The sequence below is a fragment of the Massilimicrobiota sp. SW1139 genome (assembly GCF_012027715.1).
Taxonomy (GTDB): domain Bacteria; phylum Bacillota_I; class Bacilli_A; order Erysipelotrichales; family Coprobacillaceae; genus Allocoprobacillus; species Allocoprobacillus merdigallinarum.
In genome coordinates this window covers 14,763-30,505 of the sequence record NZ_SJOR01000024.1, presented here as the reverse complement: position 1 = coordinate 30,505, position 15,743 = coordinate 14,763, and the positions used below count along the sequence as shown (strand labels likewise).

The 15,743-nt window shown below is 33.1% G+C and carries 13 protein-coding genes and 1 riboswitch; of the genes, 12 read left to right on the top strand and 1 reads right to left on the bottom strand.

Annotated features, from left to right (window positions below; all coding sequences use genetic code 11):
* The 11 genes from E0K96_RS10690 to E0K96_RS10640 form a co-directional block, all read left to right on the top strand.
* Window positions 1–1,438 (top strand): S41 family peptidase (locus tag E0K96_RS10690; protein ID WP_370519924.1); only part of this gene is annotated, 1,438 nt, incomplete at its 5' end.
* 12 nt (window positions 1,439–1,450) lie between these two features.
* Complete coding sequence (gene uvrB, locus E0K96_RS10685) at window positions 1,451–3,424, top strand: excinuclease ABC subunit UvrB (RefSeq protein ID WP_087244529.1); 1,974 nt, start codon at window positions 1,451–1,453, stop codon at window positions 3,422–3,424.
* Entirely contained in the window at window positions 3,424–4,767 is a 1,344-nt protein-coding gene (locus tag E0K96_RS10680; protein WP_168083122.1) for a CCA tRNA nucleotidyltransferase, read from the top strand. Before uvrB ends, E0K96_RS10680 begins: the two co-directional genes overlap by 1 nt.
* Entirely contained in the window at window positions 4,754–7,579 is a 2,826-nt protein-coding gene (gene uvrA / locus E0K96_RS10675) for an excinuclease ABC subunit UvrA (protein WP_087296710.1), read from the top strand. The genes E0K96_RS10680 and uvrA overlap by 14 nt, the downstream gene beginning before the upstream one ends.
* Before the next feature lie 10 nt (window positions 7,580–7,589).
* Window positions 7,590–8,525, top strand: coding sequence for an HPr(Ser) kinase/phosphatase (gene hprK, locus E0K96_RS10670; RefSeq protein ID WP_168083120.1), 936 nt, complete (start codon window positions 7,590–7,592; stop codon window positions 8,523–8,525).
* Entirely contained in the window at window positions 8,522–9,331 is an 810-nt protein-coding gene (gene lgt, locus E0K96_RS10665; protein WP_168083118.1) for a prolipoprotein diacylglyceryl transferase, read from the top strand. The genes hprK and lgt overlap by 4 nt, the downstream gene beginning before the upstream one ends.
* Before the next feature lie 90 nt (window positions 9,332–9,421).
* The gene (locus tag E0K96_RS10660) at window positions 9,422–10,483 is read left to right on the top strand and encodes a GTP pyrophosphokinase (protein WP_168083116.1); all 1,062 of its coding nucleotides are present in this window, start codon (window positions 9,422–9,424) and stop codon (window positions 10,481–10,483) included.
* 90 nt (window positions 10,484–10,573) lie between these two features.
* A riboswitch (Lysine riboswitch) is annotated at window positions 10,574–10,743 on the top strand.
* Window positions 10,744–10,807: 64 nt separating this feature from the next.
* Window positions 10,808–11,635, top strand: coding sequence for a transporter substrate-binding domain-containing protein (locus tag E0K96_RS10655; protein WP_168083114.1), 828 nt, complete (start codon window positions 10,808–10,810; stop codon window positions 11,633–11,635).
* Between the two features lie 3 nt (window positions 11,636–11,638).
* The gene (locus E0K96_RS10650) at window positions 11,639–12,361 is read left to right on the top strand and encodes an amino acid ABC transporter permease (protein ID WP_087296713.1); all 723 of its coding nucleotides are present in this window, start codon (window positions 11,639–11,641) and stop codon (window positions 12,359–12,361) included.
* Between the two features lie 8 nt (window positions 12,362–12,369).
* Entirely contained in the window at window positions 12,370–13,113 is a 744-nt protein-coding gene (locus E0K96_RS10645) for an amino acid ABC transporter ATP-binding protein (RefSeq protein WP_168083112.1), read from the top strand.
* 79 nt (window positions 13,114–13,192) lie between these two features.
* The gene (locus E0K96_RS10640) at window positions 13,193–14,065 is read left to right on the top strand and encodes a MerR family transcriptional regulator (RefSeq protein WP_168083110.1); all 873 of its coding nucleotides are present in this window, start codon (window positions 13,193–13,195) and stop codon (window positions 14,063–14,065) included.
* Window positions 14,066–14,075: 10 nt separating this feature from the next.
* Here E0K96_RS10640 and E0K96_RS10635 read toward each other — a convergent pair whose 3' ends face one another.
* A complete protein-coding gene (locus tag E0K96_RS10635) occupies window positions 14,076–14,414 on the bottom strand; it encodes a hypothetical protein (RefSeq protein WP_087244540.1) in 339 nt (112 codons plus the stop codon).
* A gap of 102 nt (window positions 14,415–14,516) precedes the next feature.
* On the opposite strand from E0K96_RS10635, the gene E0K96_RS10630 reads away from it, so the two are divergent.
* A complete protein-coding gene (locus tag E0K96_RS10630) occupies window positions 14,517–15,716 on the top strand; it encodes an aminotransferase-like domain-containing protein (RefSeq protein ID WP_168083108.1) in 1,200 nt (399 codons plus the stop codon).
* Window positions 15,717–15,743 lie beyond the last annotated feature (27 nt).

Genomic DNA, 15,743 nt, shown 5'->3' with positions numbered 1-15,743 from the left:
ATGTATGGACGATTTTCAGTTTGAATATGATCAAAAAAAGAAAACAAGATTAAAAAAAGGACCTATCTATATGATGGCTTGTATTTTATGTCTGGTGATTGGAGGTGTTGGTGGTTATTTTATTCATGACTTCCAGTCCAATCGTTATGGCACTGATAGTGATGTCTATAATGAAATTGCGCAAATTATTGAAAATGATTTTTTAGATACAAGTGATAATGATACAAGTTTACAGGAACGTATGCTAAATGGAATGGTTTTAGCATTAGGAGATCCTTATTCTTCATATTTATCATTGGAACAGTCACAGGAATTAGGAACATCTATTAATGGGACTTTTGAAGGTATTGGGATTACGTTTACAATGGTAGATGATGGTGCTATTGTGTTGGATGTATATCAAAATACGCCAGCTCAAAAAGCGGGTATACAAAAAGGAGATATTATTACGCACATTGAAGGAACTTCGATCGCTGGATATACATCAGATAAAGTTAAAGAAATGATACAGGGTAAAAGTCAGAGTCAAGTTGCTTTACGTCTATTAAGAGATGGAAAAAGTCAAAATCTATCAGCAACACGTCAAAATGTGGATACATCAATTGCTTCTTCTATTATGACTGTAAACCAACAGAAAGTTGGTTATTTAAGAATTGTGACTTTTGGTGAAAATATTCATGAAGTTATTGAAACGAAGCTGCAAGATATGAAATCACAAAAAATCAACCACATTATCATTGATTTAAGGGATAATAGTGGAGGTTATTTGAATGCTGCCCAAGAGATTCTTGATTTGTTTGTGCCAGAAGGACAAACATTATTTTCTCTTCAGGATAAAGATGGCAAAACGGAAGAATATAAAGCAACCAGTCGGGAAAAATATGTATTTGAACATGGCTATATTTTAGTGAATCAGCAAACTGCCAGTGCTTCAGAAGTTTTAAGTGCAGGTTTGAAAGAGAATTTAGATTATCAATTGATTGGTGAAACGACTTATGGTAAAGGTGTTGCACAAACACAAGTGACTCTTTCTAATTCATCTGTATTGAAATACACTCATGAAAAATGGTTAACTCCTCATGGAACATGGATCAATGGTACAGGATTAGAACCAGATTATGTTATTGATGAAACCAATATCCATGATTTTCATGTAGGTGAAATGAAACAATCTTATCAATATGATGATGTTGATGATAATATTCAATATATGCAGGAAATGCTTCAAGAATTAGGTTATTCATTAGATCGTCAGGATGGATATTTTTCACATCAGACAACAACAGCCTTAGAAGCATTTGAAAAAGATTATGCTTTAAAACAGGATGGCATTTATTCTCAAAATGATCGTTTCATTCTTTTAAGTGCTTTAACATATCATTTGTATCAAGAAAAAGAGGATGTTTATCTACAAAAAGTGAATCAATTGATTCAATAGGGAGGTGCTAAAATGGAACAATTTAAATTAGTTTCCAAATATTCACCAATGGGTGATCAACCAGCAGCTATTCAACAGCTGGTTGATGGAATACGTGCTGGAAAAAAGGAACAGGTTTTACTGGGAGGAACGGGAACAGGAAAAACATTTACTGTTTCTAATGTTATTGCTCAGGTGAATAAACCAACACTGGTATTAGCCCATAATAAAACTTTAGCTGGACAATTATATTCAGAATTAAAAGAATTTTTTCCTGAAAATCGTGTGGAATATTTTGTTTCTAACTTCGATTTTTATCAGCCAGAAGCTTATATTCCAAAAAGTGATACATACATAGATAAAAATGCAAAAACAAATTATGAAATAGAAATGTTGCGTTCAGCAGCCATGAATTCTTTATTAGAAAGAAGAGATACGATTGTCGTTGCATCAGTGGCTTCTATTTATGGTTTAGGAAATCCTGAACAATATAAAGAAATGATTTTCTCATTACGTGTCGGTCAGGAAATTGATCGTCGCGAACTCTTAACTTATCTTGTAGATCGTCAATACCAAAGAAATGATATTGAACAGTCAAAAGGGACGTTCAGGGTACGTGGTGATGTCATTGAAATTGTACCTGGACATACAGAAAGCTGGCTGATTCGTATAGAGCTTTTTGGTGATGAAGTGGAAGGAATCAGTGAGGTAGATCCTTTGACTGGTAAAGTCTTGAGTCGTTATAAAACATATACGATTTATCCGGCTTATGGCTATGTTACAAAAAAGGAACAAATGTTACATGCCTGTGATACGATTTCCGAAGAACTTCAAGACCGTTTACAATATTTTAAGGATGCTATGAAACCACTGGAATATGAACGTCTAGATCAGCGTACACGTCATGATATTGAAATGTTAAGAGAAGTAGGCATGTGTCCAGGAATTGAAAATTATTCACGTCATATTGATGGACGAAAAGCAGGACAACGTCCTTATACTTTAATCGATTATTTTCCAGATGACTTTTTAATGATTGTTGATGAAAGTCATGTGATGTTACCACAGGTCAGAGGTATGTTTAATGGGGATCGCAGCCGTAAAGAAACATTGGTTGAATATGGTTTCCGTTTGCCAAGTGCCTTGGATAATCGACCATTGCGTTTTGAAGAGTTTGAAAAGATTATTAATCAGGTGATTTATGTTTCGGCAACGCCAGGTGACTATGAATTAGAAAAAACACATGGTGAATATGCAGAACAGATTATTCGTCCAACAGGTTTGTTGGATCCTATTATTGATGTTCGTCCAACAAAAAATCAGATTGATGATCTGATTGATGAAATTCATGAACGTATTGATAAAAAAGAGAGAGTTTTAATTACAACACTTACAAAACGTATGGCTGAAGATCTTAGTGCTTATTTAAAAGAAGTAGGGTTAAAAGTCGCTTATTTACATTCAGATACAAAAACATTAGAACGTACTGAAATTTTAAGAGATTTAAGACTTGGAAAATATGATGTACTGGTGGGAATTAACCTGTTAAGAGAAGGGTTGGATTTACCTGAAGTTTCTCTAGTTTGTATTTTAGATGCGGATAAAGAAGGGTTCTTAAGAAGTGAACGCTCATTAATTCAGACGATTGGACGTGCGGCCAGAAATGCGAATGGAAAAGTGATTATGTATGGTGATCATATAACAGAATCTATGCAAAAAGCGATTGATGAAACAAATCGTCGTCGTGAAATTCAAGAAGCCTATAATAAAGAACATCATATTATTCCACAGACTATTCATAAAGAAATTCATGATTTAATTCAAGGTAAAGAAACAATGGAAGAAGCTTCTTCATTATTACAAAAAGGTAAAAAAGCACCTCAAAAAGCAAAGAAGAAACTGATTGCAGATCTAGAAAAAGAAATGAAAGAAGCTGCGAAAGTGCTTGATTTTGAAAGAGCTATGGAATTAAGAGATATTATTATGGAACTTAAAGGTGAAAAGTAATGAAAATAGATGCTTTGGCTCAAGAGATTTTTGATGATATGATCGCTCATGGTGGAAAAGTTTATATTGTCGGTGGATCTGTTCGTGACGAAATCTTAGGACGTTATGATCAGCATGATGTAGATGTAGAAGTATATCATTTAAGTTATGAAAAACTGTGTGCTATTTTACAAAAATATGGTCATGTTCATACATTTGGAAAATCTTTTGCGATTGTTCAGTTAGAAGAGCTTCCTCATTATGACTTTGCCTTACCTCGACAGGAAACAAAAACTGGTCACAAGCATCAGGATTTTGAAGTGATAATAGATCCTGATTTACCATTAGAAAAAGCTGTTTTGAGGCGTGATCTGACAATGAATGCACTCATGTATGATTACTTAGAACAACGTGTCATTGATTTATGTGGTGGTTTATCAGATATTGATCAGCATATCATTCGTTGTGTGGATCCTGAACATTTCATGGAAGATCCTTTGCGTGTTTTAAGAGTGGCACGTTTTGTCGCCCAATTTGAATTTCAAGTTGAAGAGAAGACTTTGAATCTATGTCGTTCTATGGCACAGTCACATATGCTGGATCATTTATCATATGAAAGAATTTATCAGGAGTATTGTCAAATCCTGATGGCACCACAACCATCATTAGGATTTATGTTTTTAAAAGATATAGGAGCTTTACCACCTTATTTACAGGCTCTGACAACAACGCATCAGCGTTTAGATTTTCATCCTGAAGATGATGTTTTCACGCACACGATGCTGGTTATAGATGTAGCCAGTCATGTGAAAAAGAAAACGGATCATCCTCTATGGTTTATGTGGGCATGTTTACTTCATGATATAGGGAAACCTTTGGTAACAACCAAAGAAGGACATGCGCCTAAACATAATGAAGCAGGTGTGCAGGTGTTTCAAGATGTTCCAATCATCACATCTAAAAAAGAAAGACAATATATTTCCACAATGATCATGTATCATATGCATTTAATGAATATGTCACGTCATCATGCAAAGGATTTATCTTATTTAAGACTTTTAAAGAAGATTGATGGAAAAGTTTCTATGAATGATTTGATTTATATAAGCTGTTGTGATAAGTTAGGAAGGGGAAAAGTAGCTCAGGAACAATATGATGAGTTTTGGTTATATATTCAAGATAAGCAAAAACGTTTAGGTGTTCAAGCGCCATTGCCACTGATTCGTGGTGATGATTTATTAGCAAATGGTTTGACTTCAACACATTTATTTAAGCAGATGTTAGATGAAGCCTATGATTTGCAGTTGCAAGGTTTGAGTAAGGAAAAGATATTAAGGAGTTTGAGGAAGTATGAACAAAGATAAAATTATTATCAAAGGCGCAAGAGTTAATAATTTAAAAAATATAAATGTAGAAATTCCTCGAGATCAGCTTGTCATTATGACAGGATTATCTGGGAGTGGAAAAACATCACTGGCATTTGATACGATTTATGCGGAAGGACAAAGACGCTATGTTGAATCATTAAGTGCTTATGCCAGACAATTTCTAGGTGGTGTGGAAAAGCCTGATGTGGATAGTATTGATGGTTTATCACCGGCGATTGCGATTGATCAAAAGACAACATCAAATAATCCTCGATCAACAGTTGGAACAGTGACTGAAATTTTTGATTATTTAAGATTGTTGTATGCCAGAGTTGGACATGCCTATTGTCCAACCCATCATGTGTTGATTGAATCACAGACAATTAAACAAATGGTTGATACAATTGATCAATATGAAGATGGAACAAAATTACAGGTTCTAGCAAGAATGTGTCGTAATCAAAAAGGGACACATAAGGATTTATTTGAACAATTAGCGAAAGATGGTTTTTTACGTGTCAAAGTGGATGGTGAAATGCGTCTTTTAGATGAAGATATTGTTTTGGATAAAAATAAAAAACATAATATTGATGTTGTAGTGGATAGAATTATTAAAAAGGAAGGATATCGCTCGCGTTTAGCGGATTCTTTGGAAACAGGATTAAAATTAACAGGTGGGGAAGTTATTGTTGAAAACTTGAATGAAAAAACAGAAAAGCTTTTTTCTCAACATTTAGCTTGTCCATATTGTGGATTCAGTGTTCCTAAATTAGAACCACGTTTATTTTCTTTTAATAACCCATTGGGTGCCTGTCCAGATTGTAAAGGAATCGGTGTAAAAAATGAAGTTGATAATGATTTATTAATTCCTGACTGGTCATTAAGTATTAATCAGGGAGGAATTCGTTATTTCAAAACATCAGTAGGAACTGATCGTATTGAATGGCAGAGATTTCTTGTTTTATGTCGAGAATATCATATTGACTTAGATAAGCCACTTAAAGATTTTAGTAAGAAAGAATTAGATATTATTTTATATGGTTCTGATAAACCTATTACATATACATTACAGTCAAGTTCAGGAAATGTTTCTCAAACGACAAAACCAATCGAAGGTGTGAAAACACTGATTCAAAGACGTTATGAAGAAACAACTTCTTCATGGTCAAAAGAATGGTATGCTTCATTTATGGCTGAACATACATGTCCAACATGTCAGGGAAAAAGATTGAATGAACAAGTTTTAAGTGTACAGGTGGGTGGATTAAATATCAGTGAATTTACTGATATGTCTATTGAAAAAGCACTTGATTTTGTACAGAATTTAAAACTGAATGAAACAGAAACAAATATTGCACGTTTGATTATTAAGGAAATTAAAGATCGTTTAACATTCTTAAATGATGTAGGATTAGGTTATCTGACATTATCAAGACGTGCTGGTGGTTTGTCTGGAGGAGAAGCACAACGTATCCGTTTAGCAACACAAATTGGTTCACGTTTAACAGGGGTTCTTTATGTATTAGATGAACCATCTATTGGTTTACATCAACGTGATAATGAAAAATTAATTAAAACGTTATGTAATATGCGTGATTTAGGCAATAGTGTGATTGTTGTAGAACATGATGAAGATACGATGCGTGCTTCTGATTATATTATTGATATTGGGCCAGGTGCTGGGGTTCATGGTGGTCAGGTTGTCGCAGCAGGAACACCTGAAGAAGTCATGAAGAATCCTCATTCTATTACTGGAAAATATCTTTCAGGAGAATATAAGATTCCAGTTCCATCAAAGCGACGCAAAGGGAATGGATTATATATTGAAGTAAAAGGTGCTAAGGAAAATAACTTAAAAAATATTAATGTTAAATTTCCACTAGGAAAATTTATCTGTGTGACGGGTGTATCAGGAAGTGGAAAATCAACATTGGTGAATGAAATTTTATGTAAAGCGATGCGTGCAAAACTTTATCATTCTAAAGAAAAACCAGGAAAACATAAAGAAATTCTTGGTTTAGAAAATGTAGATAAAGTCATTGAAGTCTCACAAGATCCGATTGGACGTACACCACGTTCTAATCCTGTGACTTATACTGGTGTCTTTGATGATATTCGTGAATTGTTTGCGAAAACACCTGAAGCAAAAATGCGTGGATATGATAAAGGGCGTTTTTCATTTAATGTCAAAGGTGGACGTTGTGAAGCGTGTCAAGGTGATGGTGTCAAACGTATCAGTATGCATTTTTTACCTGATGTTTATGTACCTTGTGAAGAATGTGGTGGTAAACGCTACAATGAAGAAACATTACAGGTGACTTATAAAGATAAGACAATCTATGATGTCTTAGAGATGACTATTGAAGATTCTTTAACATTCTTTGATAATTTACCACGTATTCGTTCTAAGCTTCAAACGATTTATGATGTAGGACTTGGTTATATAAAACTTGGTCAAAGCGCCACAACATTATCTGGTGGAGAAGCGCAGCGTGTGAAGCTTGCCAGTGAATTACAAAAGAAAGCAACAGGAAAAACAGTATATATTTTAGATGAACCAACAACTGGTTTACATAGTCATGATGTAGCACGTCTGATTGAAGTTTTAAATCGTATTGTTGAACAGGGTGATACTGTGATTGTGATTGAACATAATCTTGATGTGATTAAAGTTGCTGATCACATTATTGATTTAGGATTGGAAGGTGGCGACAATGGTGGTACAATTGTAGTATCAGGAACGCCAGAAAAAGTCGCAGCATGTCAAAAAAGTCATACAGGACGTTTCTTGAAAATGGTCTTAGAGTAGGAGGAAATACATGGGAAAGTCAGTGAAAATCAAAGATTTATTGAAACCAGCTTTATTTCATCAGATATCAGGTGATGAATCAGCTTTGGAAAGAGAAGTCTTTGTGCCAGAAATGAATCGACCAGGATTTGAATTGGCAGGATTTTTTAAACATACAGATTTTAGAAGAATTATATTATTTGGAGAAAAAGAAATTTCTTTCGTTAAAGAAATGAGCAAAGAATCACAACTTGCATGTTTTTCTAAATTAGCCAATGATGAAACACCTTGTATTATTATTGCGAAAGGATATTCATGTCCAGAAATTTTGAAAAATATTGCGATCAAGAGAAATTTTCCAATTTTTGAAACAACACAGGCAACAGGTCGTGTTTCTATAGATTTAACTGGAACACTTGATGAAGCTTTAGCGGCAGAAACATTGATTCATGGAGTCTTTTTAAATATTTATGGTAAAGGTGTTGTGATTCGTGGTGATAGTGGTATTGGAAAATCAGAGATTGCTTTAGAGTTAATTAAACGTGGGCATTTTTTGATTGCTGATGATGCTATTGAACTTTATCATATTGGTCAGGGAATTGTAGGTCGTGCTCCTGAAGTTTTACGCAATTTATTAGAAATCAGAGGTATTGGGGTTATTGATGTTTCTAAGATGTTTGGGGTCGCCTCAGTATTACCAAAAGATCATGTTGATTTAATTATTCAGTTGGAACGTTGGCTTCCATCACGTGAATATACAAGAATTGGTATGGAAGAAGATGACGTTATGGAAGAAATCTTGGGTATCCAAATTCCTAAAATTGTCGTGCCTGTGACTGGTGGAAGAAGTATGTCTGCTATTATAGAAGCAGCTGTGATGAATATGCAACTTAAAGATTCTGGATTTGATTCAAGCAAGGAATTTGTCAATCGTATTCTTGACAATATTAAGAGTAAATCATCATGACATTCTTTGAAGATTTTTCAACTTTTGTCACTATTGGACCAATCCATATTCAGTGGTATGCGGTTTGTATTCTCACAGGTGCATGTATTGCATATTTTTTAGGGCAATACCGTTTTAAACAATTAGGGTATTCTAAAGATATTTTATCTGATTATTTCTTTGCAGTCTTATTGATTGGAATTGTCGGTGCTAGAATCTGGTATGTTATTTTTACCTTTGATGAAATGTATGCTTCTCAACCATTAGAGATTTTTGCTATTTGGCATGGCGGTTTAGCTATTCAAGGTGGAATCTTTGCAGGACTGATTTATAGTTATTATTTCTTTAAAAAGCATGATATTCCATTTTTACTGGCTGGTGATGCCATTATGCCTGGCGTATTGATTGCCCAGGCGTTTGGAAGATGGGGAAACTTTTTCAATCATGAAGCATATGGAGGAGAAGTCAGTTTATCATTTTTGCAGTCTTTGCATCTTCCACAATTCATTATTGATAATATGTATATGAATGGGGCATATCATCATCCTACATTTTTGTATGAATCAGTGGGAAATATAATGGCTTTCTTGCTTATTGTGTTTGTGATTAGAAGATTTCAAAAACACCAGGGTATTCAATTCTTTAGTTATTTCCTATTCTATGGTTTAGTGCGTTTCCCAGTTGAAGGATTACGTACAGATAGTCTTATGTTTGGACCAATTCGTATGGCTCAATTGATTTCAATTGCTTTTATTATAGCAGGTCTTATTGGAATTATTTATGTTCATTTAAAAGGAAAAGAAGTCCATTACATTGATATGAGTTAAATGTGGTATATAGCCACATTTTTTTTCTTATGTGTTTTGTTCATGAATATTTCATATAAGGAGCGTATAATGAAAATATGAGGTGATTTTATGCATAACTCTGCAAAGAAAATTATTAAACAATATCATGATAATCAGGACATTTATCGTTCTTTGAAACATGATATTGAAGATATTTTTACACGTATTATTGATACCCATCATTTTCGTATTTCTAATATGGCGATTAGGATTAAAAGCGAAGGCGCATTAATGAAAAAAATCACATATAAGAATAAATATACGGACATTCATCAAATTACAGATGTTGTGGCTTGTCGTATTATTACTTTATTTGAAAATGATGTTGATCGTATTTATGATTGTGTAAAAGAAAATTTTGATATTGTAGAATATAATGATAAAAGAAAGAAAAATTATGATGATCGTATTGATTTTGGTTATAATTCTTTGCATCTGTTAATTAAATTTAATGATGAAAGATGTCAATTGATTGAGTATTCTGCGTATAAAGATATTATTTTTGAATTACAGATTCGTACGACATTACAACATTCATGGGCAGAAATAGAACATGGGCTAGGATACAAATCACAGTATGAAATTCCTAAGGATATTCGTAGACGATTAACACGTCTTTCAGCATCATTAGAATTGTTAGATGAAGAATTTGTACAGATTGCAAGGGAAGTCGATGAATATAATAAGGGTATTGTGCATATTGAAAAAGTTTTAAAAACAGATATCAATGCCAATTCATTGGCACAATATGTCAATACATCACCACGCATTAATAATATTTTAGAAAAATTGCATACAGAATTTCAATTTCAGTTTGAAAGAGATTCAGAACTGATTTCACAATCTCGACTGGTTCAAAGATTCCATTATATGGGGTATACGTATATTAATGAATTGGATGATTTTGTAGAAAATCATATGAAAGAGATTGAATGGATTTCACGTGAACGTATTGAAAACAATAAAGAAAATCAAAAGATTAATATTTATAATGTTTTGGTTTGGATTTCACTTGTTATGTTAGCAAATGAAGGATCAGCAGATCCAGAAGATATCTTTACCAAAGAAAGTATAGAACGTTTACAGACGTTAAAAGGAATTATTGAAGAAAAACAGATGACTGTATCTTAAAAAATCATCAGGAATTCATATTTTTTTGTGAAAAAATGTGAAAAAAGTTGACAAGACATGAAAAAGAGTATAGCATAAAGAACGTAAAATAAAAGAATTAGAGGCAGCAGTGTATCAGAGTACTATTTGGAGTTGGCAAACGAAGAAGAATGGGAAAGGTAATCATTGCCGAAAGATAGATATTGGCAAATCTCTATCTTGGGGTTATGGGAAATACTCATAACACTCCTTCATGAAAATGAAGAGGCGCTATTAATATGGTCATTAAAGTCGTGTTAATAGCACGGCTTTTATTTTATATGTATATAGAAAGAGAGGGTTTATATGAAAAAATTAGGAAAAGTTTTAGTGGCTATGGCTATGGCAATGACTTTATTTGGATGTGGCGGTGGTGAACAGGCATCAGCCAATAAAGATCAGTTTGTTGTGGGAATGGAATGTTCTTATGCACCATTTAACTGGCAGACAAGTCAGGAAAGTGATACAACAGTATCATTAGGTAATGCTGGATATGCAGATGGATATGATGTACAGATTGCCAAAAGAATTGCGGATGATTTAGGAAAAGAACTTGTGATTAAGAAAATATCATGGGATGGATTAACAGTGGCTTTGGAATCTGGTGAAATTGATGCCATTATTGCTGGAATGACAGCGAATGAAACAAGAGAAGAAGGTATTGATTTTACAACACCATATTACGATAGCGAAGGTATGATTATGATTGTACGTAAAGATGGTGAAGAAGCAAAGTTTACAGATATTCAACAATTTAGTGGTAAAAATGTTGTTGGACAAAAAGGAACAAACTATGATGATGTCATTGATCAGATCAAAGGTGTTCACCATGCTACAGCAAAAGCCACTTATCCTGAAATGGTTGTTGCTTTACAACAGGGAGATGTTGATGGAATCACTGCAGAAATGGCTGTTGCTGAAGGTGTTGTTGCAGCCAATAAAGATTTAACAATTGTACATTTTGATGAAGGAAAAGGTTTTGAATGTGATACAACAGTATCTATTGGTTTAAAAGAAGGAACAAGAGATAGTGAATTCTTTAAACAGGTACAGGCATCTTTAGATAAGATTACGGTAGATGAAAGAAAACAACTGATGAGCGAAGCTGTTGATAGACAGCCAGCAGGAGAATAATTTATGAGTATTGATTTTGCAAAAGCATGGGAAATATTTGTTGAAAATATGTCTCTGTTCAGTTACGGTATTCAAATTACTTTATTATATGCTGTTGTAGGAACTGTTTGTGGTTTTCTTATAGGGTTAGTTGTAGGTGGTATAAGAGCTATTGAAATCAATGATTATGATTCAACGGTCAGTCGTCTATTCAAACGCTTAGGAAAATGGATTACAGGTTTTTATATCTGGGTATTTAGAGGAACACCTATGATGGTACAGGCTATGTTCTTATATTATTTATTAAAGCCTGCTTTCAATTGGACTCCTTTAGTTGCTGGATTGTTTATTATCTCTATTAATACAGGAGCATATATGGCTGAAATCATTCGTGCAGGTATTCAATCTGTTGATGCAGGACAGAGTGAAGCTGCAAAGAGTTTGGGAATGACAACAAGTCAGACACTTATATCAGTGATTTTTCCACAAGCTATTAAAAATACATTTCCATCAATTGGGAACCAGTTGATTGTTAATATCAAAGACAGTTCTATGCTGAATGTTATTTCTGTAACAGAATTATATTTTCAGACGACATCTGTGGCAGGATCAAATATGAAATATATTGAATGTTTCTTGGTTGCTGCAATCATTTATTTATTTTTAACAACGATCAGTACCTTTATTTTAAATTATATCGAAAAAAGATTGAATTCTGAAAAACAAAGCAAGGACTTTTGCAGTTAGGAGATATTATGGATACAATTATTCAAGTACAACATTTAAAAAAGAGATTTAAGCAATTAGAAGTTTTGCATGATATCAATTTTGATATACATAAAGGTGAAGTTGTGACAATTATTGGTTCAAGTGGAAGTGGAAAATCAACATTATTACGTTGTATTAATCTATTAGAAAGATTAGATGATGGACATATTTTATATCATAACCAGGATATTTTAGATCGTCACTTCAATGTGAATCAATATCGTTCTAAAGTTGGTATGGTGTTTCAGGGATTTAATCTATTCAACAATTTAACAGTATTAGAAAACTGTATGATTGGACAAATCAAGGTTTTAAAAAGAAATAAAGAAGAAGCAAAACAAATGGCTTTCAAATATTTAGAAAAAGTGGGTATGAGTGCTTTTGCAAATAAAAGCAGTGTACAATTATCAGGGGGACAAAAACAAAGGGTTGCTATCGCAAGAGCGTTATGTATGAGTCCTGAAGTTTTGCTTTTTGATGAACCAACAAGTGCATTGGATCCAGAAATGGTTGGCGATGTTTTGAATATTATGAAAGAACTCGCTGATGAAGGTTTGACAATGATTGTTGTCACTCATGAAATGGAATTTGCGAAAGATGTATCAACACGTGTTGTTTTCATGGATCAGGGTGTGATTGCAGAAGAAGGGACACCTGAACAAATCTTCGAACATCCTCAAGAAGAACGTACACGAACATTTTTAAAACGTTATTTAAAAGCAAATGGATAAAGTATCAGAAATGATACTTTTTTTGTTGACATTGACCTAAGGGGATAGTTTATGATGAAAATGGGAGATGAAATGAGATATGAAAATACAGGAAGTTTGCAGTCAATGTCATGTGACAAAAAAAGCCATTTATTATTATGAAAAACAACAGTTACTTCATGTTTATAAAAATCAAAATGGATATCGTGAATTCAGTGACGAAGATGTTCAAAGATTAAAAGAAATTATGATGTATCGTAGCTGGTCTATCTCTATTGCAGATATTCGCTGTTTATTGGATTTAGATGCTAATCAGAAAAAAGAATATCTTCAACAGATTTATACACAAAGACAAAAAGAACTTTCTTATCAACAAGAAAGTTTAAAACAATTACATTGTTTTATTGAAAGTGACAACATAGAAGACTCTTTTTCATTGGATGATATATGTCAAATCATGTCTGACAATATTCCTCAGCCATTCTTTGATATGTTCTATGAGCATTTTCTACCTTATCTTCATATTCATATTCGTACACAAAAACAACAGAATGCTTATGATTGTATTATTGATTTTTGGGATCATTTTCATATCAAAATTCCATGGACATATCGCTTTTTGATGTGGATTTCTAAAACAAATCAAAAGCAGCTCAAACAAGTATGGCATGATGTCAATGTATATAAAAATCAATTGATGAATCAAGAAGATGCATATGAATCCATTAAGCAAATGGTTATCAAAAACTATGAGTTACAACAAAAATGGTGGTATCGTATACTCAGTTATCCAAATCGCCAGATGAAGATCAGATTAAGAGATAGTGGGTATTATGATATTTTGATACCAGCCATGTGTGAACTATCAGATGAGTATCATCAATATTATCAACAACTCATGGATTTCAATCAAAGAGTTTGTCAGGAACTTCATCTTTATTATGATTCCAAGTTTCGGTTAATAAAAAAATAAAGCCGAAACTTTATTTTTTTATAAGACCATCTGCAAATGTAAGAGGTAATCCAAAAACAATACCTGTATTTGGATTATCAATGCCACCAACTGATTCATCAACTGTTTTTCTGACTAAGTCTACCTGACCATCTTCTACGATAAAAAAGATAGTGCGACTTTCAGGACGGGGATTTTCTAAGAACAAACGTAATGATCCTAAAAGATAGCTTTCATCAGAATCATCTATTGTCTTAATCATGCCAGTAGATTCAATGATTGTTCCACCACGTACCCCAGCTCTTTTTAAGTTTGCAAGCAAATCATCTAAACAGTCAAGTTTATTTAAAACAACGACAATAACTTGCATTTCTATCACCACCTATATCTATTATATCGCTAGTTGAGATAAATATCTAGTTATTCTCATGAAATTGGTTTATAATAAACAATAAGATAAGGGGGTTTTATGATGGAATATCAATTTGCAAAACGTATGTCAAATGTAAAGGCATCTGCAATTAGAGAAATATTAAAGGCAACATCTGATCCAAAGATGATTAGTTTTGCTGGAGGAAATCCATCAGCAGAAGCATTTCCAGTTGAAGAAATTGAAAAAATATCTGCAGATATATTGACTAATGAGCCTATTAGTGTTTTACAGTATGGAATTACTGAAGGAGATCAGGAATTGATTCAGGCAGCGACACACTTTTTTAATCGTCATGAACAAGTTATGAAAGCTGATGATCAGATGATGATTACTTCTGGATCACAACAGATTATGGAATTTGTGGCTAAAATATTATGTAATGAAGGTGACGTTGTGATTTGTGAAAATCCTAGTTTTTTAGGAGCTTTAAATGCTTTTAAATCATTAGGTGCTGTTTTAAGAGGTATTGAATATAAAAATGGACAATTAGATTTAGAGTCTTTAAAACAGGCTTTACAAATGGAGCCAAAACCAAAATTTATGTATCTGATACCTAACTTTCAAAATCCAACAGGAATGACAATGTCATTGGAAGTCAGAAAAGAAATTTTAAAATTAGCTAAAGACAATGGTGTTCTTATTTTAGAAGATAATCCTTATGGAGATTTAAGATTTGAAGGTGAAGCTATTCCTTCTATAAAATCATTGGATGAAGATGGATTGGTTATTTATGCAGCAAGTCTTTCTAAAATTATTGCGCCTGGAATGCGTGTGGCTTGTTGTATAGCACCAAAAGCGATTATTCAAAAAATGACAGTTGCCAAACAGGCCAGTGATGTTCATTCTAATCTTTGGGCACAAAAAGTTATGGCACGATATCTTCAAAATTATGATATGGATGCACATATTGAACGTATTCGAATGATTTATAAACAAAAATGTCACTTAATGCTTGATGAAATGAAAAAACATTTTCATCCAGATGTTCAATATACAATACCAACAGGTGGAATGTTTATCTGGGTAACATTGCCTGAAAGTGTTGATATGTTGACATTTGTGAAAAAAGCTTTGGAAAAGAATGTCGCAGTTGTACCAGGAAATGCATTCTTAGATGATGATACGAAAGAATGTCATAGTTTTAGAATGAATTATTCAACACCAACCAATGAAAAAATCAAAGAAGGAGTTAAGGTTTTAGGTGAAATAACATATGAAATGTTATCTATTTCGTCATAATTTTTAAAGCTGTTTATATATAATGGA